Genomic DNA, 21,298 nt, shown 5'->3' with positions numbered 1-21,298 from the left:
CCTGACTCCTAGTATTTCAGTTGTTTCATTGGGTCATCAGCCATTGCTTCGAACATGTCGATAACACGGCAGTCTTCACACATCGCAATACGGTTAATCGCAGCTTCATCAGAGAAGTGAGAGTGACCGCGTAACTTAGATTGCAACATATCAATCATAGACTGTGGTGCGAAAGGTTTGTGACAACGGATACATTCCGCTGCTTTTTCTTCATGAATTACTCGAGCATCTTGACGAGAATCTTTGTCCCAGTTCATGCGTGGCGTTAGTGTTAGAACCTTTTCAGGGCACGCTTTCACACACAAACCACATTGAACACAGTCTTGTTCAACAAACTTTAATGACGGAGATTCACCATCCGTATGCAGAGCACGTGTCGGACAAACCGCGACACAACTCATACAAAGCGTACAATCACTCGATTTGCACTCAACGTTACCGTATGGCGCGTTAGTCGCGAGTTCTACCGCGTTCTCAACCGGAATTCGGGAAATTGCCAACGCATCTAAAGCAGTAAACAGACGTTGACGCTTATTACCTTCAAGATCGCCAAGAGCAAGATCGAATGAATCTGTACAAAGCGTAGGAGGACCTTCACGTAGTGACTCTAGGTAAAGGATATCGATACACTCTTTTTGGATACCAAGTTGACTTAATAGCTCTTGAGCAATTGCCACTTCGTTATTCAAAATGCGGATAATCGTTGCTGGCATAAATCGGCTAGCAGCAAAAAGCACTTGAGTCGCGCCATTAACCAGTGCTGCAAACCAAGTATCAATACCTACCGATGGAAGTTCTTCTACCACGACAGGAATAACATTCTCTGGCAATGCTTTTAGTGCCATCACGTTGTAACTTTCATGACGAGAGCTACAAATTAGAACGATAGGATCTAGACCACCCGCTTTCTCATAGTTAGCTAGCGTACGCTCAATGAATTTTTGTGTATCTTGTGGATTAGGCAGAGCGTAATGAATCGCTTCTGTTGGGCATGCTGTCGCACAAGTACCGACACCTTGACATAGGTATGGATTGATCTCGATACGGTGACCGGTTTTGTCGCTACCTTGACTTGATAGCGCACCAGCTGGACATGCATCTACACAACGCTCACAACCTTTCACGCCACGAGAGCTATGCGCACATAAATCCGTATCTAGGCGGAAGAACTTAGGCTTATCAAATGTACCCATCAGAGTCGGAATTTCTTCTAGAGCATCCGCCAGTTTGGGATAACCACGCCCTACTGGGTAATAACCAGGAACTGGAACTTCTTCAGTCATACAACTGTTAAGACATAGGTCTAAAACCACATCAAAACAATCATGACCTATTGCTACTTCCGCGAGGTTACTGCGAATTAGGTTATTTACTGTTTGAACTTCGAAAGCGCCAAGAAAACCTGATACTTCAACTGAATTAGCAAAGTAAAGCTTAGCATGAGTGCCCTTCTCACCATCTGTTGATAGCAGAGTTAAGCTATTCATCTGTTCTAGTTGTTGTGCTGCACTTTCAATAATCGCAGTCGGGCCAACAATTAGTGTATTACCGCCACTTTCATAGCTTACTGTTGGTGGGATTAAGTTAGTAAGCTCAACTGTATTTTCAAACGCGTAAAGTCTTGCTTTACCATTGTTTGATGTTGCTTCTTGTAGTAATTGTTTAAGCATTGCTCTATTCCGTTTGCAACCGGATAATTTATCTATACACCGTATTGCAAAAGGCGTACCAACTTTTATTTATCGATATATCAATCACTTGGAATAACGACAAGCGAAACATCGAGACAAAAAAACCGACTGAGACAAATTGTCGCAATCGGTATCTTCGTCATTTAGTCAAAATGTACCTAATTATTGTGTGGTATATTTTGTCTCATCTCCTTCGCTGTCAGACATTTCAGCCGAAACATTCTGATCAGCTTCGTTGCCCTCACTTTCTAGAGCAATTTCGTCACTCTCTACTGCTTCAGCTTCAGCTTCGTCTTTGGTATTTTCGGTATCGCTCTCTTGTGGCGATGAAGCCGCAGCTACAGGCTCAGCGTTTTCTGGTTGCTCTTCTGATTTGTCTTTTACCCAATCGCGAAGAGTTTCCGCCACACTTTGTGAGAGTGTTTTCAGGTTACTGTAATCTTCATCGTAATCATCCAAGCCATCACGAACATTGAATTCCTCTGATAAGAACAGTTTTCGCAACGCTGCTTTTTTAACACTCTGCTCCGCTTCTGAGGCAAGCAAATTTGCAATTGACATTTCTTGAGGTTGCTCTGACTCAACAGCCTCAGATTGCGTTGCTTCTGTCGTCTCTAATGCTTCTTCGCTCGAACTAGAAAGTTGTGAAGTTTCTTGCAGAGCTTCATCGCTGTTAACGCTATCTTCTAGTTTTTCGTCAACAACTTGAGTTTGCTCTGTCGCCAAAAGCTCTTTGGTTTTTTCGTCTAGCTTACGCTTAGACCAACGGCTAATAAAACTAGTTACCATTTGATCGACCCGCTCCTGCGCGTTTCTTACGTCTTACTTCTAAAAGTTCACCATGTCGGCCAATGAAGGCTTCCATCCAAGCATGGATAGCCAAAGGCATGTCATCAGATAGTACTAAATAGTCACCATCCATATAACGCGATGCGACACTCTGAGAAGCGGTTAACGCCACTATCTTTGGGTTGTCTTCGCCTTCAAAGGTATCCAGCACTAGAAAAAGCTTAGGTTGTTGTGAGCTCAAATTAAAGCGGTACTCGGTACGCTCGTCTTTGTGTAACTGTAGTAACACCAGACGAGCACTTTGCTGTTCAGGTTTAAGATTGAAACCGGTTAATTGCTGTTGAATCGTCGTCCATTTCCCCATAGACACTTCTTTTGCCGTCAGTTCACACTCTATCGGCCAATGTTGCTCAGTTTTCTCAAGCGTTATAGTAGACATAATTCACCATGCTGTTCGAATTTTGGTTCTGGTTGGATAGTTACTCTGCTGGGTATTAAGCAATATTCATTCCCTAATTGTAATACCTTTACGTTCCTTTGGCATTTCTCTCTTGATCAGGAACAGTTATTGCTTGTATATAATAACAGAAACTTCATTCCCTCATCGCTTGTCAGATGAACGCACAACAATAGGAATAAACGTGGTTAAACCAAATATAATTAAAACCAGTGAGAATCCATTACAAACTATCGAAGTTGAGGTATACGACGAATACGGCGAAGTGCTAACCAAAGAGGTTGCGTGTGAACGCCCTCTTACAGTGATGCTTAACTGGAAAGAAGTGGTCACCTTAATGACTTTAGGTTCACGCCCTGAGTCTTTGGTTTTAGGTTATTTGAAAAACCAAAGCTTCCTATCTGATCCAACTTCGATTGAGTCGGTGATTATCGATTGGGAAACAAGTAGTGCAGCAGTCGTTACCAACGAAAATACTGAACATGTAGAAAGCGCGCTTAAAAAGAAAACCGTTACTTCAGGCTGTGGTCAAGGCACCATGTACGGTAATGTGATGAAGCAACTTGAGAATTACCAAGTACCGCAAACGCCGCTCAAACAATCAGAAATCTATACTGCGCTTGAAGCATTAACCCATTACAACGATACCTACAAAAAAGCCGGTGCAGTTCACGGCTGTGCGGTGTGTAAAGGCGATCAAGTATTGTCATTTGTAGAAGATGTCGGTCGTCATAATGCAGTCGATACCTTAGCCGGTGAAATGTGGATTAACGAAGAAAGCGGCGAAGATAAGATTTTCTACACTACGGGTCGCCTAACCTCTGAAATGGTGATCAAAGTGGCACAAATGGGCATTCCTGTACTGCTTTCACGCTCTGGCGTGACACAAATGGGATTAGATTTAGCTCGTAAGTTCGGGATTACCACGATTGCTCGAGCGAAAGGCTTACGCTTCCAAGTCTTTACGGGCGCTGAAAAAATCACTTTTGACGTCAAAGGCGAACAAGCCGAATAAGCGCAAAGCCCCTGAATCATCAGGGGCTTTTCATTTCACACTATGGTTGCAAAACCCCTCTCTAATGCTATTAGTTTAATATCCGCGATCACAAAAACTACTCTACGCGGCCTTTAAACGTCAGTCTCTAGGGAGAAGTTATGTTCCAAGGCACTCAATCTCAACCCGTTCCATCTAATGAAACTAAACCATCAACTCTACTTGACCGCTTTAGTATCAAAGCCAAGTTACTCACGATAAACGTCATCCTTTTGATCGGTGTTGTCTGCTATGGATTTTTCGAACAGTACAGTCTTAATAACATGCACGAGTTAGAGTTGGCATCGGTTGAAAATGCCGAAGCGGAAATCGATCTGCTCACATTAAGGCGTCATGAAAAAGACTTTATCGCTCGTCACGATATCAAGTATCAGCAGCGTTTTGACCAAACTTTTCTACAACTGACGGAGCGACTCAAACAACTCGATGAACGTATTACCACTCACGGGCTTCCTCTTGATGGGCGTATGAGTACTATCAGTCAAACGCTTGAACAGTACGGTATAAAGTTCCAACAACTCGTGACGCAGATTGAGTTGATTGACTCAAAGACTAGTGGTGAATCTTTAATTGATAAACTAACCGCCTCTCGCAGCGAATTGCGTCAAAGTGTGATTAGTCTTGATAATTTAGAAGCGAAAGTGGCGCTGTCTGAACTGATGGAAAAAGACTTTCACTATCTTGCTTATCCTTCTGAACAAACTGAACTGGAACTATCCCAATCTCTACAAACTTTTTATCAGCAGTTCGCCTACCTATCCCGTCTACAAAGTGCGTTTAACAGTTACCAATCTGATCTTGTTAACCTATTTAAAGCCAATACCCAACTTGGCTTAACGCCTAACCTCGGGATCCGTGGAGATTTAAGGAGCACCGTACACACAACAGAGCAAGAAATACTATCTCTACAAGGTGATATCGAGTCCTCTATTCTGCTGGCCGCTGACAAAGTAAAAATGCAATTGCACATTTTTGGGGGCTTACTCGCGCTTATCCTGTCGGGATTATTGATGCTAATAGGTCGCAATATTCTAGGCCGTATCCAAAGCATCAAATCCATGATGCACGATATTGCGCAAGGGAATGGGGATTTAACGGCACGAATGAATGCCTCTGGTAACGATGAACTGGCACAATTGGCGAATTCATTTGATACCTTTACTTGTAAGTTGCATAACTTAATTAAAGATGTTTCTTCGGCTAAGGATGTCCTCGACCAAAGTGCATCAATGAGTACTCAAGCGGCGAGTAAAAGTATGGAAAATGCCGAGCAACAAAAAATCGAGTCAGAGTCCGTGGCGACTGCGATTAACGAACTGGTACACACCAGCAATGAGATTACGTCGAATATTGAACAGGCTGCTGTTAGTGCGGCAAATATGAAAGACGCGTCTCAGCTCGCTAGAGACATTACCCAACAAGCCAGTGCAAGTATGCAGACCCTTTCCGGTGACATTGCCAACTCTCAACAGTTAATCGAACAACTGGAAGAGCAGAGTCGTCAAATCAACTCGGTAATATCAACTATCCAAGGAATTGCAGAGCAAACTAACCTACTAGCGCTAAACGCAGCGATAGAAGCCGCTCGTGCCGGAGAACATGGCAGAGGATTTGCGGTCGTCGCTGATGAGGTGCGAGATCTCTCGATGAAGACAGATAATTCAACTCGCCAGATTGAGTCAACTATCACCAATCTTTCTAGTCAAATCCATACCACTGTTTCAATTATGGCGGCTAGCCAAGAGCAAGCGGAAGCAACCATGCAAGACACACAGCAAGTGGTGGATGCTATCGATAGCGTGAATCAGCAGATAGAAGAGTTGTTCAATATGAACACGCAAATTGCAACCGCTTCGGAAGAGCAGTCCATGGTGTCCGGTGAGATTGACCGTAATATTACCCACATCGCCTCACTCGCCAGCGATACCTACAATGAAGTGCAAGATTCAGTGAAATACAGTAGCCAAGTGCAAGAGGTGAATCAGAAACTGGGTAGTCTGGTTGGGCAGTTCCGAGCTAAAGCATCTGGCATTTAAGAGAAGCGTAAAAAAGGGCTAGTTATTGAACTAGCCCTTTCGAATTGTGCGTTACTAATTTAAACGTTAACTAAGTAAGTAACCTTGAATAACTAACCTTGAATACCGCGTGCTTGCAGAAATTCTGCGTATGTACCACGGAAATCGTGGATCTTACCATCACGGATCTCAAGGATACGAGTAGCTAGTGAGTCTACGAATACACGGTCATGCGATACGAAGAATAGCGTACCTTTGTACTGCTCTAACGCAGTGTTCAGTGATTCGATAGATTCCATATCCATGTGGTTAGTTGGTTCGTCCATTAGCAGCATGTTTGGTTTTTTCATCATTAGCTTACCAAGCAGCATACGACCTTGCTCACCACCAGACAGAACTTTTACTGACTTCTTAATGTCGTCTTGACCAAATAGCATACGACCTAGGAAGCTGCGTAGAACTTGCTCGTCGTCGCCTTCTTGACGCCATTGACCCATCCAATCCATCAGTTTCAAGTCTTCTTCAAAATCATGTGCGTGATCTTGAGCGTAGTAACCGATGTTTGAGTTTTCAGACCATTTGTATGCGCCTGTACGTGGCTCTAGTACACCTGCAAGGGTGTTAAGTAGTGTTGTCTTACCAACACCGTTCTCACCGATGATAGCAACGCGCTCACCTACTTCAAAAATTGCATTGAAGTTTGCAAACAAATCATCTTCAAAACCTTGGCTTAGGTTTTCAACTTCTAGTGCATTTCGGAATAGTTCTTTAGACTGTTCGAAACGAATGAACGGGTTTTGACGGCTAGACGCTTTTACTTCGTCAAGTTGGATCTTGTCGATCTGCTTAGCACGTGAAGTCGCTTGTTTTGCTTTTGATGCGTTTGCCGAGAAACGCGCTACGAATGTTTGTAGCTCAGCAATTTGCGCTTTCTTCTTCGCATTGTCAGAAAGTAGACGTTCACGCGCTTGGCTTGCCGCAGTCATGTACTCGTCGTAGTTACCAGGGTAAAGGCGCAGTTCACCGTAGTCTAAGTCAGCCATGTGTGTACATACTGAGTTAAGGAAGTGACGGTCGTGCGAGATGATGATCATGGTACAGTTACGCTGGTTTAGCGTCTCTTCCAACCAGCGGATAGTGTCCATATCCAAGTTGTTGGTTGGTTCGTCTAGTAGCATGATATGTGGGTCAGCGAAAAGAACCTGCGCAAGTAGCACACGAAGTTTCCAGCCTGGAGCCACTTCGCTCATTAGACCGTAGTGCTGCTCTAGAGGAATACCTACTGCTAGTAGTAGTTCGCCGGCTTTAGATTCAGCCATGTAACCGTCCATCTCTGCGAACTCAACTTCAAGATCCGCAACCTTCATGCCGTCTTCTTCGCTCATTTCAGCTAGAGAATAAATACGGTCACGTTCCTGTTTCACTTCCCACAGTTCTTTATAACCCATAATTACAGTATCGATTACTGTGTACTGCTCGTACGCAAACTGATCCTGGTTTAGCTTAGCAACACGTTCATTTGGATCGTAGCTAACGTTACCGCCACTTGGCTCTAGCTCGCCACTAAGGATTTTCATAAACGTTGACTTACCACAGCCATTCGCACCGATTAGACCGTAACGGTTACCTTCGCCGAATTTAACTGAGATATTTTCAAATAGTGGCTTAGCGCCAAATTGTTGCGTGATATTAGCAGTAGAGATCAAAACCTGTACCTTAGCTTAAAATGAATAAAGGGGTAAAAACCGCGCAACGTTACTGATAAAGCGCCTCTACTGCAAGCGTTGTTTTCAATAGAAAACCATTAACTTAAAGATTTCGACCCGAAATACTCTTTATGATCGGTAGTACTATCCTCTTTTCATCTCGCTCATTTTTAGATTCATTGTCAGAAAAATCACTCAATTGAATAGTGTTTTTTTAACACGCCCCTGACATTGCGCAACATCTAGTCTCTAGAATTCGACGCCCATCCTTGGGTACGGAACAACCACTTCCGTCAAAACAACTACACTAAACCAAGTAGCCTCGACATTAGTGTGAGGTCACATGGGTATAAATCTAAATAACTAAAATTAAGAGTGTTCTATGCGTTATTACTTGCGCGACTTTTATTTGCGCGTATTGGTCCTTGCTAGCTTGCTTATTGCAACGCCAAGTTTGGCTAACGAGTATGGCTTTCAATCGCTACCTCAGAGCTCACCTGAAGCGGTTAAAATTGCTCAACAAATTTCCGAATTACCGGAACCCTTATTCATGACGACAAAAGATAAACGACAAGTGAATCTTTTGTTGGCGCGCGTACTGCGTATTCAGCGTGAGCAAATCACCAGCTTTTCAGACCACCTTGACGCCTATCGCGCAAACAATGCCGATCAGGAGTGGAATCAAGTTCAGAGTGTTTATTTCACTCTAACCAGCTTAAACCAGAGCAAACAAGTTCTACTGGATTTAACCAATCCAGCCAATCGCGACCGTTTGACGGGCTTTGGGCCTTATGGTGTCACACAATTCAAGCAAGAATTGCAGTTAGCGAAGTTAAACGTCGAGTATCTGGTTTACTTCCAAATCCGCAGCTTTAAATCACTTGTCGGTGAAATCTTTATTTCACCGATTCCAGTTATTTGGGCAGCAACCAAAGTGCTATTCATTTACTTTGGCTTGGTATGGTGGTTGGCAAACAGCAAACGTCTAATTGACCTATTCCGCGTAAGCCAATTAGAAAGCAAATCTAACCCACCATTATGGGTTAGATTAGTTTGGTATATCAGTCGAGCTCACCGCGCTATTGCGTGGCTAATCGCGATTACCCTATCGCTCCGCGTGCTTTCGCAGATTCCAAGCTTGCAGCATTTGATCCTGCTGGAAATCTTTACTTGGTGGGTATTGGGTGGCTCGATTGCGATTAGCTTTATTCTCGAGTTTGCTTACCGCAATAGCCGCAGTTCATCTCGTGCTGTCATTGCTCTACGCTTATCGACAATTCGTCGCTACGTTTGGAGCATTATTATTGCCGGTGTAATTCTGCAAATATCCATCCGTACGCTGGGTAAAGGCACTATTTACAGCTGGATCTACAGTGCGCTATTTTTCTGGTTTGTCCTCGTTACCGTGTCGGTATTGCGTCTATGGCGTGAAAAAGTATTCGAGTCATTAGCAACGCACACCGAACGTCCTGTATGGGTGAGCTGGGCCATAAACCGCCAAAACACATTTCTGTTAAATATTCCTGCAACCGCGCTGGGCATTGTTTGGCTCAGCTTAGACAGCGCGAAACATCAATTAATGGGACTGTTGTCGCGTTCTACATTGTTTAGCCAAGCATTGGCTTACCTATTCCGTATTGAAGTGGCTAAGCAATCTGATATTGATAAATGTCAGCATAACCTAGTGCGTATTAAAGGCGAGCAGGTATTTGACTATGTATTACCGGGTAATATTGACAGTACACTAATTGGTTACGCCAGTGATGAACTTAAGCAGCTTTCACGTTACTTAATGTCTGATAGCCCAGCGATTTGTGTGGTGTCAGGTGAACGTGGTATTGGCGCGACAACGCTATTAAATACCATGCTTAATAAGGTATCTAATGCCGAGCCGATTTATCTAAACTGCCCATATGCGGGTTATAGTGAGTTATTGTCACAGCTCGCCTTAAGTATCGGTTTAGACGAAGAAGCCAGTGAAATTCAAGTTCTTGCTCATCTTCGCAAGAGCGAAACCCCGTACTTGATCGCGATTGATAATGCCCATCGCTTAGTCAAACCAATGGTTGGTGGTTTGAGTGATCTCATGCGTATTACTAACTTGCTCCGTCGCTCGAAGAAAAACCACCGAATCGTGCTCTCGATTGTGAAATCAAGCTGGCGTTTCGTCGATCGTGCCCGCGGTGAACGTCTGCTGTTTGATCTAGTGTGTTTCCTACCCCGTTGGAGTGAGAAACAGATTGCCGAGTTGCTTGATAGCCGAATCAACAAAGAACTAGAGAAGCCACTTTCATTTGAAGGTTTAGTGGTACCAAAACAATGGGATCAAGATGATTTAAGTGAAGAAGAACGCGCGAAACTCGGTTTTTACCGTATTCTTTGGCACTACTCTGACGGTAACCCGACCGTGGCACTGCGCTTTTTCCGCTTGTCGATCAATCGCAACAAAGAGACCGATCAAGCTGTAGTGCGTCTATTCCATGTTCCTGAGTCTCAAGAACTGGAAAATATGCCTAAACCAATGTTGGCAGTATTACGCTCTATTATTCAATTGGAGATCGCTTCGCCAGAGATTCTTTCTGACTGCACCCAATTAAGTCTTGCTGAGATTACTGGCATCCTGCGCTATTTCCAAAGCCGTGGGTACATCGAATGGACAGAAGACCAAGCTCGCGTTTCAGACCATTGGTTCCGACACATTACAAACGTTCTTGATCGTCAACATTTATTGGTGAAGTAGTATGAAAACAATAATAACCTTACTATTCCTGTCGCTTTTTGCCTTACCAGCGATGGCGACAGAAGAGATAGCCAACGTCGAGAACATCTCAAAAATAGCCAGTTTAGTTCGCTGGAGTGGTGTGTTCTTTTCATTGTTCGTCATTGCCGGCACTTGGATTCTACTAAAATTCATCAATTCAATGGTTGAGAGCTTTGGTAGCCAGTTTGTTCAGTACCGCATGCTGCTACAAAAGCTGCAATCATTTATGCAATTTTTCATCTACATGACCACGGGTGTGGTGGTGTTTATGATGAGCTTTCGTATCAATGACCAAATCCTTGCGCTTATTGGTGGTACGCTCGCAGTTTCGGTCGGTTTTGCACTGAAAGACCTTGCGGCTTCGTTTATCGCTGGCATAACTGTCATGGTTGACCGACCATTCCAAGTTGGTGACCGCGTCACGTTTGAAGGGAACTATGGCGATATCATTACCATTGGTTTGCGTTCAGTGCGTATGCGCACTTTGAACGATGACATCATTACTATCCCAAACAACAAATTCTTGAATGAAGTTGTGGTAAGTGGCAACTATGGTGCACTGGATATGCAGGTAGTGATTCCGTTTTATGTCAGTATGGATGAAGATATTACCCTCGCCCGCGATCTAATTCAGGAAGCCGCATCATCAAGCCGTTACATTCATCTACCTAAGCCGGTTACGGTTCTCGTTAAACAGACTATGGCGGATAACTACTTAGCGATTCAGTTGACCTGCAAAGCTTACGTGGTGGATACCGCCTATGAAAAACTGTTTGAAACCGACATCACTCTTCGCGTAATGAAAGAGTTTCGTAAACACGGTATCAAACCGCCTAAGATTGCGGTTAACGCAGGTTAAGTAATTAGGTTTTATCTGTGGCCGTTGAGATAGATAGCAAAACGCCTTCACTTGGAAGGCGTTTTTTATGCGAGTCGATCTAATATTAAGAACTCACTGATTAAGCTTTGGTTGAAAACAACAAATCAATTTCTGCTTTTTTCGGTAAGCGGATAGTAAAACAACTGCCATGTCCATATTCCGACTCTACAGTTAACTCACCACCCGTCTGGCTCAAAATACTCTGCGATACCGACAGACCTAAGCCTGTACCGTCACGTTTAGTGGTATAGAACGGTGAGAAAATACGTTTAATGTTTTCCGGCTTAATACCGGTACCTTCATCTTGAATGTGAATCAACGCACCGCGTTCTTGTCCATCTTCCAGCCAGTCCTCACTGCGAATGGTTAACTTACCTTTACCTTGCATCGCATGGATACCATTCATTTGTAAGTTCACCAGGATTTGCAGCAACTGGTGACGGTTAATTTCCACCGAACTGTGAGCTTTAAGATCGGTCACGAATTCGATATCACGCTTTTTACTGCCTGTTTTCACTAGCGTAATGCTCTCTTCGACGATTGGGTTAACGTGTTGCCAGGTAATTTCATCCTGAACCCCGCCCTGACGGCTATATTGCAGCAAGCTACGAGTAATGTTACGTATCCGGTCAATTTGAGCGTGAATCGCGTCCAGCTCTTCCTGAACGCGCTGTGCGTCTTCACCAAGTTCAAACTGAATCAGTTCCACGTTACCCAGTATTACTGCACTCGGATTGTTGATCTCATGAGCAATCCCCGCGGTTAGCTCTCCGAGCGCGGATAGTTTTTCATGCACCACCAGCTTGTCGCGCGTCTGATTTAAGAGTTGAATATGCAGCTCTAATTCAGCGGTTTTTTCTTCGAGGCTAGCAGTACGTTGCTGAACTTTGCCTTCTAATTCAATTGCAGCGTATTTAAGCTCATTTTTCCGCTGTCTGAGCAAATCCAACATATTGTCAAATTGCTTAGCCAGTTGGGCAAGCTCATGCTCATCATCGAGCCCTAAAGGCCCGATGCGCGTTTCCTTGCCTAATTGGATCATTTTCACTACGCGATAGATATGTTCAATCGGATTAAACAAATCTCTTGAACCGCGATACACCATCACACCAGAGATAATCAGCAGTACAATGGTGGTAATACTGATTTCAGCAATATTGGTGACATAGGCTTTTAAAAATGGCCACATCAGATAACCGGTATACAGCATACCGATCACATGGTCATTCTTATCACGAATAGGTTGATAAGCACTAATATACCAAGCGTCATACACATAGGCTCTATCAACCCATTGTTGACCCTCATTGAGCACCGCTTGACGCACTTCATCAGACACACGAGTACCAATCGCTCTTCCGACATGTCCGGCACTATCTAGCGGCACATTGGTACTGACACGCAAATCGCCCAAGAATAGAGTTAGTGTGCCTAACGGGCGCAGATGATCGCGCTGACTTGGGTAAATCAGATCACGAATTTGATCGACTAAGATCGTACTGTTGTTAAGCAGTAAGCCCCCATCCATATAGCCGACAAGTATATTTTCATTGTTATAAACCGGAATAACAGTACGACTAACTAGGCCTCTATTTTCTACTTCTTCTCCGTTAAGGATCGGAACTTGCGCCCGACTTGCGAGGTTAACGTCAAGCGCTGCAAGATCTTGATTACTCAAAAGGTCAAAAAACGATTCCTGTTTTGTCAAACGAGGATAATCAAATCCTGACTCTAACTCGCCAATACGATGAAAACAGAGAAAATCGAGGTTGTAGCGTTGTTTTTGCTCAGCGACCCAACGTTTGATCTCTGCTTGCGGCTGATTACTTTCAAGGCGAACACGAAAGTCATAAGACTCAGTGAAGGCTTCAACATGGTTAGCTTGCTTTTGTTGAATCAATTCGATGCTATTGTTGGCTACTTCTAAACGCTCCGAAACGTCAATCAGAGTACTTTGCCAAGTGTAGTGAATCGACCAATAGATGGTGATACCAATCAAAGCTAATAGAGTAAGGAAAATAGGTGCCGAGGTTAAAATCATCAAACGATAACGCACCATTGTCTTAAAACGATAACGCCATTTAGCAATTAAACTTTGATGATCATAATTGCCATTATTCGGCATAATCTGAATCCTCTGAATCCCACTCTTTGTATTTTCGCTCTAATGTTTTGCGTGCGACACCAAGGTCGCGTGATGCCGCTGATTTATTGCCATCATGGAAGTCCACTAACTGCTGGATATGGGATTTTTCCACTTCTTTAAGCGTCCATGAATTTGGATATCCATGACCGGATACGCGTGGTTGAGCCTCAACATCGATCAACTGCGAACCCGTTGTAACGGTCATTGAGATGTTTGTTTGCGCCTGATTAATATTAAGCTCACGCCAATAATGTGCAGGCGGTTTGCCCAGTAAAATACAACGCTCTATCAAGTTTTTTAACTCACGGATGTTGCCAGGCCAGTCATAATTGTTGAGCGCTTCAATATCCTCATGTGCCCAGTTTGGGTCCGCTACACCCAATTCCACTGAAAGCATTTTGGTAAAAAACGGGACGAGCTCATTGAGATCTTGCTTACGCTCACGCAGCGGAGTGACATCAATTTTTAACACGTTTAAACGATAGAATAAGTCCTCGCGGAAATTCCCTTTTGTTACCTCTTGCTGCAAATTTCGGTTGGTTGCCGCTACCACACGCACATCAACACTGATCTCCTTTTCACTACCAACAGGGCGAATCGCTCGCTGCTCTAATACGCGCAACAATGCAGATTGCATTGAAAGTGGCATTTCGCCAATCTCATCAAGAAATAGTGTTCCACCATTGGCAACACGAAATAGACCTTCTCTGCCTTTTTTGGCACCAGTAAATGCCCCCGATGTATGACCAAATAGTTCACTTTCTAAAAGCTCTGGAGCAATGGCTCCACAGTTAACGGGAATAAAAGGCCCACTGCGGCCACTGGCTTCGTGAACACCACGTGCGACCAGCTCTTTACCTGTTCCAGACTCACCTTCAATCAATACTGACGCTCGCGATGGGGCAAATTGGCCAATTAAGTGACGCAATTGCTGAGTTTTTTCTGAACTGCCCGCGATCTCTGTAACAATATGTCGCTTAACATCACGACGCAGGGCAAACTGCAAACGTTCGTTAAGTCGTTTGTCCATACAGCGTTGCACCGATTGCAGCATTTGACTGAGATTAAATGGCTTAAGAATAAAGTCCGTCGCGCCAAGCTTTAGTGCTGAAATTGCGGTTTCTAGATCGGCATAGCCAGTCATAAAGATCACATCGGCTTTGCGTTCTTCATCATTAAATGCCTCTTCCCACTCAATACCTGAGCGTCCCGGCAAGTTAATGTCTAAAATTATAAGATCATAGTGATTGGCGAGGCGCAGTGTTTCAGCTTGCTCAATGCTGCCTGCGGTATCTACTTTTGAGAACCATTTGCTTAGCGCTTTTTGCAAAATTGCCTGCATCCCCGCCTCATCGTCTACCACAAGGACGGAAAATGCTTGGTATTGAAGTAATTTGCTGGCGTCTAAAGATGAAGACATATCTTTTCTCAGTCGATTTTCGGTTATTGGGTCAGAGTGTACCAAGGTTTTCTTATTGGGATCGAGTAATAGTGCGACAAATTGTCGCAAAGCCCCTTTTTGTCCACAATTTCAATCAGAATTGCTTGATATTTAGGCTAAAAAGTTGGCATTTAGTTTGCTAATGGCAACAGACCATTTTTTTGGTTCATGCCATCCCCTACGAGGCGAAATATTAAAAAGCCTTTTTGGCCCACTATATGGAAACTATAACAATGAAAGCATCATTTACTATGAAAGCAACGGTTAGTTACACGATTGCAGCAGCGTCTATTGCGCTGTTTAGCTACTCAGCTCACGCAGAAGAGCAATCACGAGTGCGTCTTGCTACCACGACCAGTACTTACCACTCTGGCCTACTTGATTACCTATTGCCAGAATTTGAAAAAGACACTGGCTACAAAGTGGATGTTATTGCTGCAGGTACCGGCAAATCACTTAAAATGGGTGAAAACGGTGACGTTGATTTGGTTATGACTCACGCACCAAAAGCAGAAGCAAACTTCGTTGAAAACGGATATGGCGTTCTTCCACGCAAACTGATGTATAATGACTTTGTCCTTGTTGGCCCACAAGCTGACCCTGCAACAGTTGGCGACGACAAAACCGTTTCAGAAGCGTTTAAAGATATCGCAGGTGTTAACGCAACATTTATCTCTCGCGGTGATGATTCAGGTACTCACAAAAAAGAACTGGGCATCTGGGCGCAAACTAAAATGGAGCCAAACTTCACTGGTTACCGCTCTGTAGGCCAAGGTATGGGTCCAACTCTTAATATGGCGTCTGAAATGCAAGGTTATACGTTGACTGACCGCGGTACTTGGTTGGCATACAACAACAAACTTGACCTTAAAATTCTTCTTCAAGGCGACAAAAACCTATTTAACCCGTACCAAGTTATCTTGGTTAACCCAGAGCGTTACCCAACTATCAACTACCAAGGTGCAAAAGTATTTAGTGACTGGCTAGTAAACCCTCGCGGCCAAGAACTGATCAACAGCTTTAAACTAAATGGTCAACAACTGTTTGTTGCCAACGCGAACGAGAAATAATCGCCCATGAGCCTTTGGCAGACAACACTAGAAGCACTAGCATTATTAGTAGCATTAGACCCCGACTTATTAGCGATTGTCGGTGTGTCATTTAGCGTTTCTTTAACCGCGATTTCTCTGGTGTTGCTGCCAGCGATTCTATTTTCGTTCATACTTGCCTACACAGATTTTCGTGGCAAATGGATGTTTTTATCCATTATCAATACTCTGCAGGCCGTACCTACCGTGGTTATCGGCTTGTTGCTTTACATGCTACTGTCTCGTGCAGGTCCTTTGGGTGATTGGCAAATGCTTTTCACCCAAAAGGCAATGGTATTGGGTCAAATGCTGATTTGCTTCCCTGTTTTGGTGGCAATGATGCATGGCGCACTTCAATCAAGCGATCGACGCGCTGTCGAAACCGCAATTACATTGGGCGCTTCCATGCCTCGCCTTGCCGCAACCATGATTTGGGAGACACGTTTCCCGCTACTTGCTGCCGCGATTACTGCTTTTTCGCGTATCGTTACAGAGGTGGGATGTTCAATGATGGTCGGCGGTAACATCATGGGTTTAACCCGTAATATTCCAACTGCAATTTCAATGGAAAGCCATAAAGGCGCTTTTGCGCAAGGTGTTGCACTTGGAATCGTATTATTATCTTTAGCCTTGCTACTAAATTTCTTTCTTAGCAGCATGCGCGGACGTGGTTATTTGAGAACTTAAGGGCAAATTATGACTATAAAATTAACTGCTCAGCAAGTCTCTATGAGGTTCAAAGACCGGGTATTGTTCCATATACCTGAGTTATCTATCGGTCCTAATGACGCGATCTATTTAAGAGGCGATAACGGTGTGGGTAAAACCACCCTACTGAAGATTATTTCCGGTTTGTTGAAACCAACGACGGGTAAAGTCTGTGCGCCTAACGATAATTTCCTCCAACGCTTATTTCCTCGCAGCGGTCGTCGTAATGTGGTTTACCTCCACCAATCTCCTTATCTTTTTGATGGCACTGTGTATGAAAATGTCGCGTATGGCATTCGTTTCCAAAAGATCTCTGCGCAAGACAAACGCGCAAAAGTGATCAATGCACTGCGACGTGTTGGGCTAGAAACCTTAGCTGACGAGCATATCTCAGTACTTTCAGGTGGCGAAAAGCAACGGGTTGCTATGGCGAGAGCATGGATTTTAACGCCTTCGATCTTGTTAATGGATGAGCCAAGCGCGTCCCTCGATCAAGAATCGATTGATCGTTTAGTGACTCTCGCAAAAGACCTGCTGCAAAAAGGCTCAAGTATCGTCATTACTAGCCACCAAAAGAATGCGTTAACCGATTTATGTCGCAAACAGTGGTGGATAAAAGAATCAACTCTGATAGAGTCTCCACTGTTACAAATCATTTCTGATAAAGAACAAGAGAATTCCTATGCTAAATCCAACGCAAACTAGTTGGGTCATATTGGCTGGCGGCCAAGCCAGCCGCATGGGCGGCAAAGACAAAGGTCTTATCGAATTAAACCATAAGCCGCTCATTCAGCACGTTATTGAACGCTTGTCGCCACAAACACCGCAAATTTTGATCAACGCGAACCGCAACCAAGAAGCCTACGCTCAGTTCGGGCGCGTGTTTAGTGACCATTTTTCTGACTACCCTGGTCCTATGGGTGGCATTCACGCCGGTTTAGTCCACGCAGAAACAGATTGGGTTGGTTTTGTGCCGTGTGATAGTCCGCAAATCAGCACAGATTTGGTAGAACGCTTTTGCAACCAAGTAAACGCAGACAGCGATATTTTGGTTGCGCACGACGGTGACCATCAACAGCCCGTATTTACCCTGTATCACAAACGCGTGTTGCCAAAACTTACCGCCTTTTTAGAGCGCGGTGACCGAAAAATCATCCTACTATACAAAGAGTGTAATACCTCTTACGTTGACTTTAGCGATGAGCCTAACTGCTTTGTAAATCTAAATACTCCTGAAGAGTTGGCACAATTTGGAATATTAGAATCATGAAATCACGCCATTTAGTCCCTATTCTTGGTTTCGCAGCCTACTCTGGCACGGGCAAAACAACGCTTATCGAAGCGCTGTTACCAAAACTAACCGAAGCAGGTTTACGCATCGGTATGTTAAAACATGCGCATCACAATTTTGATGTTGATAAGCCAGGTAAAGATAGCTACCGCCTACGTAAAGCGGGCGCAAGCCAGATGTTGATTTCTTCACGCAATCGCTATGCTTTGATGACAGAGACGCCAGAAGAAGAGTCTGAGTTTCATTACCTATTGACCCGATTTGACCAACAAAAATTGGATGTTATTTTGGTTGAAGGCTGTAAAAACATCGCCTTCCCGAAAATTGAATTACATCGCGAAGAAGTGGGCAAACCATGGTTATACCCAAATGATGACAATATTGTCGCCATTGCCGCAGACACAAAAGTAGACGATACCGAACTGCCACAAATCGACATTAACGATTTGGAGTCAATCAAGCAGTTCGTCTTAGACTTTGTTGCACGTAAAGGTGAAATCGGCAACGAGATCACTGGAGCCGCATGTTGTGACACCCTGTCTCCTGCTTTCTTGTCTGTAGCTCAAGGTCAGGAAAAGATCTTGTCGCTAGTTAACACCGTCGCAGAGACAGAAGCTTGTCCAATGCAGCAAAGTTACTACCGCGTATTGGCAGACAACATCGTCTCTCCAGTGAATGTACCGCAGTATACTAACTCTGCGATGGACGGCTTCGCTATTCGTGGTGACGATCTCGACCGTGACAACTACCAAGTCGTTGCCGAAGTGCTGGCTGGTCACGCCTATGGACAAGAAGTACAACCGGGCCAAGCAGTAAAAATCATGACAGGTGCACCACTTCCACAAAGTGCCGATACTGTGATTATGCGTGAGCAATCCAATCATGAAGGTGACAACGTGACTTTTGCAGGTGCGAGCATCAAGGCTGGTCAAAACGTTCGTCAGGCAGGTGAAGATCTGTCGCTTGGCGCCGATGTCTTTACTCAAGGGACACGTATCGAGTCCGCTGAGATGGGCATGTTAGCATCACTCGGTTTTGGTGACGCTGCTGTTTATCGCAAGCTAAAAGTTGCTCTATTCTCTACTGGTGATGAAGTGCAAGCACCGGGCAGTGAACAAAAAGCAAATACCATCTACGATTCAAACCGCTTCACAATCATGGGTCTACTTGAGAAGCTAGGCTGTGAAATCATCGATTTCGGTATCTTAGAAGATAACGAGCAAGTGATGATTGATGCGATTGAAAAAGCCAGCCAACAAGCTGACGTCGTGATCACCTCTGGTGGTGTCTCGGTTGGTGATGCGGATTACATCAAACTCGCACTGGATAAGCTTGGTCAAATTGATTTTTGGCGTATCAACATGCGCCCGGGGCGCCCTCTAGCGTTTGGCCAAATCAACAATAAACCATTCTTTGGCTTACCGGGTAATCCTGTGGCGGTCATGGTTTCGTTCGTCAACTTTGTTGAGCCTGCACTACGTAAGATGCAAGGGGAAGTGAACTGGCAGCCATTGAAAGTAAATGCGATTGCGACCGAAGATTTGCGTTCTAAACAAGGACGTACCGAGTTTAGCCGCGGCGTATACCAATTAGATAGCGCTGGTCGCCTGACTGTGCGCACAACGGGTAAACAAGGCTCTGGTATTCTGCGTTCAATGAGCGAAGCAAACTGTTTAATTGAGATTTCTCCTGCTGTAGATACAGTAAAAGTTGGAGAAAGCGTGACAATTATCCCACTTCAAGGCAGAATCTAACCCATTCTAGGCCAGCTTGTTCGCTGGCCTTTCATTTGATAGTAAAGCAAATAAGTAACCTATTATGGCTCGTACAATTCTTTATACGTACAAAGACGTTGAGAAAGAACTGCTGTTCTCTTACCAACAACATCGCAATATTCATGAAGCGGTAGCAGAAGCGGAAGGTATCGACATTACTGAGTTTCTAAAAATGGAGCTTCAGCTAGAACTGATCTCTGACACTAAAGCGGTACGCAATTACCGTGATAACCACTTCAAAAAACTTGGCTTTGGTAAAATCACATTAAAACCTAAAGAAAATTTAGGTGTGGGCAAAAAGAACAAGTAAATCGCTGGTTACGATAAGCAGTAGCGCGAACCGTTACCTACACAAAGGGCTTCCAGATGGAAGCCCTTTGTTTTTAATTCAAACTTAGCCGTTATACCAATCAGGATAAGTAAGTGGTCAGAAAATTGCGCAAGGAAAATCGCTTAGAACTAGGCGCAGATTGCTGATAACTAGTTATTCTAATTACAAAATCTGCAACAACGTTATCAGCGATTTTAATCAGCAAGAATGATCAAAGACTTATGCTGATTGGTATTATTTAATATTCAGGAACGCCGCACCGCGTACACCACCTGAATCGCCATGTTTAGCTTTTACGATCTTCGGACATTTCGCAACAGAAAGCAGATGCTTAGGAATACGTTTTGGCATCTCTTCATAGATCAGATCATAGTTAGATAGACCACCACCTAGCACCACCACGTGTGGGTCATTAGCGGTAAAGAGGTTGGCAAAACAAATCGCCAGTAATTCCATGAAACGTTCAACATGTTCAACCGCTTTAGGTTCACCCTCTGCTTGCGCTTTGATGATATCAATCGCTTTCTTCTCTTCACCATAGTAGTGAGCATACAAAAGCTCAAAACCACGACCAGATAGGTAGTTATCGATACATCCTTTCTTATCGCAACCACAACTCAACAGCGGCGCATTGTCACCTAGATGGAACCACGCATCGATAGGTAGGCGCATATGTCCCATTTCACCAGCGACGTTATTTCGTCCAGAGAATGGCTTACCCTCGTAAATTAGACCGCCACCAAAACCTGTCCCCAAAATCAGTCCCATCACCGATGGTGAATCTTTCAATTCATCATCCCAAGCTTCAGATAACGCAAAACAGTTAGCGTCGTTATCAATTCGCACCGAACGACCAATTTTTGCTTCTAAATCTTTACGTAGAGGCATGCCCTTCGCTGCAGGGATATTTACGGTTAAGATCGTACCATCATCCGCATCTTCCATACCAGGAAGACCAAGACCAATTTTGCCTTCACACTTAAACTCTTGGTCATACTTGCTTACCAAGCCCGCAATCACATCAAGTAGCTCTTGATAATCACTCGTTGGCGTCGGAACTCGCTCGGTAGCAACACGCTCTAATTTCTCGTTGAAAGCACCAAACTCAATCTTAGTGCCGCCAACATCAAAGCCATAGTACATCTTATTCTCTCCCAGAATGTAA

17 protein-coding genes are annotated in these 21,298 nt (G+C 44.1%); 10 read left to right on the top strand and 7 right to left on the bottom strand.

Annotated elements, in window-relative coordinates:
- Nucleotides 1-8: 8 nt before the first annotated feature.
- The 3 genes from IRQ95_RS17695 to IRQ95_RS17685 all read right to left on the bottom strand — a co-directional run bounded on the left by IRQ95_RS17695 (nt 9) and on the right by IRQ95_RS17685 (nt 2,919).
- Complete coding sequence (locus tag IRQ95_RS17695) at nt 9-1,670, bottom strand: 4Fe-4S dicluster domain-containing protein (protein ID WP_194438380.1); 1,662 nt, start codon at nt 1,668-1,670, stop codon at nt 9-11.
- 183 nt (nt 1,671-1,853) lie between these two features.
- Nucleotides 1,854-2,480 carry a DUF3306 domain-containing protein gene (locus tag IRQ95_RS17690; RefSeq protein WP_228481487.1) on the bottom strand — a complete coding sequence of 209 codons (627 nt, stop codon included), beginning with the start codon at nt 2,478-2,480 and terminating at the stop codon, nt 1,854-1,856.
- Nucleotides 2,470-2,919 carry a DUF3305 domain-containing protein gene (locus IRQ95_RS17685; protein WP_194438378.1) on the bottom strand — a complete coding sequence of 150 codons (450 nt, stop codon included), beginning with the start codon at nt 2,917-2,919 and terminating at the stop codon, nt 2,470-2,472. The genes IRQ95_RS17690 and IRQ95_RS17685 overlap by 11 nt, the downstream gene beginning before the upstream one ends.
- A 202-nt stretch (nt 2,920-3,121) precedes the next feature.
- Between IRQ95_RS17685 and fdhD the strand changes: the two genes are divergently transcribed.
- Nucleotides 3,122-3,952: a formate dehydrogenase accessory sulfurtransferase FdhD gene (gene fdhD / locus IRQ95_RS17680; RefSeq protein ID WP_194438376.1), complete on the top strand. Its 831-nt coding sequence runs from the start codon at nt 3,122-3,124 to the stop codon at nt 3,950-3,952.
- Between the two features lie 140 nt (nt 3,953-4,092).
- The gene (locus IRQ95_RS17675; protein ID WP_194438374.1) at nt 4,093-6,027 is read left to right on the top strand and encodes a methyl-accepting chemotaxis protein; all 1,935 of its coding nucleotides are present in this window, start codon (nt 4,093-4,095) and stop codon (nt 6,025-6,027) included.
- Nucleotides 6,028-6,119: 92 nt separating this feature from the next.
- Here the strand turns inward: IRQ95_RS17675 and IRQ95_RS17670 are convergent, their stop codons facing one another.
- Nucleotides 6,120-7,712, bottom strand: a complete 1,593-nt coding sequence (locus tag IRQ95_RS17670) for an ABC-F family ATPase (RefSeq protein ID WP_194438366.1) — start codon at nt 7,710-7,712, stop codon at nt 6,120-6,122.
- Nucleotides 7,713-8,094: 382 nt separating this feature from the next.
- On the opposite strand from IRQ95_RS17670, the gene IRQ95_RS17665 reads away from it, so the two are divergent.
- Complete coding sequence (locus IRQ95_RS17665) at nt 8,095-10,452, top strand: ATP-binding protein (protein ID WP_194438365.1); 2,358 nt, start codon at nt 8,095-8,097, stop codon at nt 10,450-10,452.
- 1 nt (nt 10,453) lies between these two features.
- Nucleotides 10,454-11,332, top strand: a complete 879-nt coding sequence (locus IRQ95_RS17660; RefSeq protein WP_075647924.1) for a mechanosensitive ion channel family protein — start codon at nt 10,454-10,456, stop codon at nt 11,330-11,332.
- Nucleotides 11,333-11,432: 100 nt separating this feature from the next.
- Here IRQ95_RS17660 and IRQ95_RS17655 read toward each other — a convergent pair whose 3' ends face one another.
- Complete coding sequence (locus tag IRQ95_RS17655) at nt 11,433-13,478, bottom strand: sensor histidine kinase (RefSeq protein ID WP_194438363.1); 2,046 nt, start codon at nt 13,476-13,478, stop codon at nt 11,433-11,435.
- Nucleotides 13,468-14,919, bottom strand: coding sequence for a sigma-54-dependent transcriptional regulator (locus IRQ95_RS17650; protein ID WP_194438361.1), 1,452 nt, complete (start codon nt 14,917-14,919; stop codon nt 13,468-13,470). Before IRQ95_RS17650 ends, IRQ95_RS17655 begins: the two co-directional genes overlap by 11 nt.
- Nucleotides 14,920-15,191: 272 nt before the next feature.
- Between IRQ95_RS17650 and IRQ95_RS17645 the strand changes: the two genes are divergently transcribed.
- The 6 genes from IRQ95_RS17645 (at nt 15,192) to IRQ95_RS17620 (ending at nt 20,112) form a co-directional block, all read left to right on the top strand.
- On the top strand, nt 15,192-16,010 hold the full coding sequence (locus IRQ95_RS17645) for an ABC transporter substrate-binding protein (protein ID WP_194438394.1): 819 nt from the start codon (nt 15,192-15,194) through the stop codon (nt 16,008-16,010).
- Nucleotides 16,011-16,016: 6 nt separating this feature from the next.
- Nucleotides 16,017-16,715, top strand: coding sequence for an ABC transporter permease (locus IRQ95_RS17640; RefSeq protein WP_075647921.1), 699 nt, complete (start codon nt 16,017-16,019; stop codon nt 16,713-16,715).
- 9 nt (nt 16,716-16,724) lie between these two features.
- Nucleotides 16,725-17,441, top strand: coding sequence for an energy-coupling factor ABC transporter ATP-binding protein (locus tag IRQ95_RS17635; protein ID WP_194438359.1), 717 nt, complete (start codon nt 16,725-16,727; stop codon nt 17,439-17,441).
- Nucleotides 17,419-18,006 carry a molybdenum cofactor guanylyltransferase MobA gene (gene mobA / locus IRQ95_RS17630; protein ID WP_194438357.1) on the top strand — a complete coding sequence of 196 codons (588 nt, stop codon included), beginning with the start codon at nt 17,419-17,421 and terminating at the stop codon, nt 18,004-18,006. Before IRQ95_RS17635 ends, mobA begins: the two co-directional genes overlap by 23 nt.
- Nucleotides 18,003-19,781 carry a bifunctional molybdopterin-guanine dinucleotide biosynthesis adaptor protein MobB/molybdopterin molybdotransferase MoeA gene (locus IRQ95_RS17625; protein WP_194438355.1) on the top strand — a complete coding sequence of 593 codons (1,779 nt, stop codon included), beginning with the start codon at nt 18,003-18,005 and terminating at the stop codon, nt 19,779-19,781. Before mobA ends, IRQ95_RS17625 begins: the two co-directional genes overlap by 4 nt.
- 64 nt (nt 19,782-19,845) lie before the next feature.
- A complete protein-coding gene (locus IRQ95_RS17620; RefSeq protein ID WP_194438353.1) occupies nt 19,846-20,112 on the top strand; it encodes a DUF2960 domain-containing protein in 267 nt (88 codons plus the stop codon).
- A gap of 255 nt (nt 20,113-20,367) precedes the next feature.
- On the opposite strand, the gene nagK is transcribed toward IRQ95_RS17620, so the two are convergent.
- The gene (gene nagK / locus IRQ95_RS17615) at nt 20,368-21,276 is read right to left on the bottom strand and encodes an N-acetylglucosamine kinase (RefSeq protein WP_194438392.1); all 909 of its coding nucleotides are present in this window, start codon (nt 21,274-21,276) and stop codon (nt 20,368-20,370) included.
- Between the last annotated feature and the right edge of the window lie 22 nt (nt 21,277-21,298).

Origin of the sequence: Vibrio fluminensis (assembly GCF_015278125.1) — a bacterium.
GTDB lineage: Bacteria > Pseudomonadota > Gammaproteobacteria > Enterobacterales > Vibrionaceae > Vibrio > Vibrio fluminensis.
This window is presented reverse-complemented; position numbering and strand designations above follow the sequence as displayed.

Excerpts from the sequence above, each read along its gene's own strand:
- IRQ95_RS17695 (WP_194438380.1), bottom strand. The coding sequence starts at position 1,670 with ATGCTTAAACAATTACTACAAGAAGCAACATCAAACAATGGTAAAGCA.
- IRQ95_RS17690 (WP_228481487.1), bottom strand. The coding sequence starts at position 2,480 with ATGGTAACTAGTTTTATTAGCCGTTGGTCTAAGCGTAAGCTAGACGAA.
- IRQ95_RS17685 (WP_194438378.1), bottom strand. The coding sequence starts at position 2,919 with ATGTCTACTATAACGCTTGAGAAAACTGAGCAACATTGGCCGATAGAG.
- IRQ95_RS17675 (WP_194438374.1), top strand. The coding sequence starts at position 4,093 with ATGTTCCAAGGCACTCAATCTCAACCCGTTCCATCTAATGAAACTAAA.
- IRQ95_RS17665 (WP_194438365.1), top strand. The coding sequence starts at position 8,095 with ATGCGTTATTACTTGCGCGACTTTTATTTGCGCGTATTGGTCCTTGCT.
- IRQ95_RS17660 (WP_075647924.1), top strand. The coding sequence starts at position 10,454 with ATGAAAACAATAATAACCTTACTATTCCTGTCGCTTTTTGCCTTACCA.
- IRQ95_RS17655 (WP_194438363.1), bottom strand. The coding sequence starts at position 13,478 with ATGCCGAATAATGGCAATTATGATCATCAAAGTTTAATTGCTAAATGG.
- IRQ95_RS17650 (WP_194438361.1), bottom strand. The coding sequence starts at position 14,919 with ATGTCTTCATCTTTAGACGCCAGCAAATTACTTCAATACCAAGCATTT.
- IRQ95_RS17645 (WP_194438394.1), top strand. The coding sequence starts at position 15,192 with ATGAAAGCAACGGTTAGTTACACGATTGCAGCAGCGTCTATTGCGCTG.
- IRQ95_RS17640 (WP_075647921.1), top strand. The coding sequence starts at position 16,017 with ATGAGCCTTTGGCAGACAACACTAGAAGCACTAGCATTATTAGTAGCA.
- IRQ95_RS17635 (WP_194438359.1), top strand. The coding sequence starts at position 16,725 with ATGACTATAAAATTAACTGCTCAGCAAGTCTCTATGAGGTTCAAAGAC.
- mobA (WP_194438357.1), top strand. The coding sequence starts at position 17,419 with ATGCTAAATCCAACGCAAACTAGTTGGGTCATATTGGCTGGCGGCCAA.
- IRQ95_RS17625 (WP_194438355.1), top strand. The coding sequence starts at position 18,003 with ATGAAATCACGCCATTTAGTCCCTATTCTTGGTTTCGCAGCCTACTCT.
- IRQ95_RS17620 (WP_194438353.1), top strand. The coding sequence starts at position 19,846 with ATGGCTCGTACAATTCTTTATACGTACAAAGACGTTGAGAAAGAACTG.
- nagK (WP_194438392.1), bottom strand. The coding sequence starts at position 21,276 with ATGTACTATGGCTTTGATGTTGGCGGCACTAAGATTGAGTTTGGTGCT.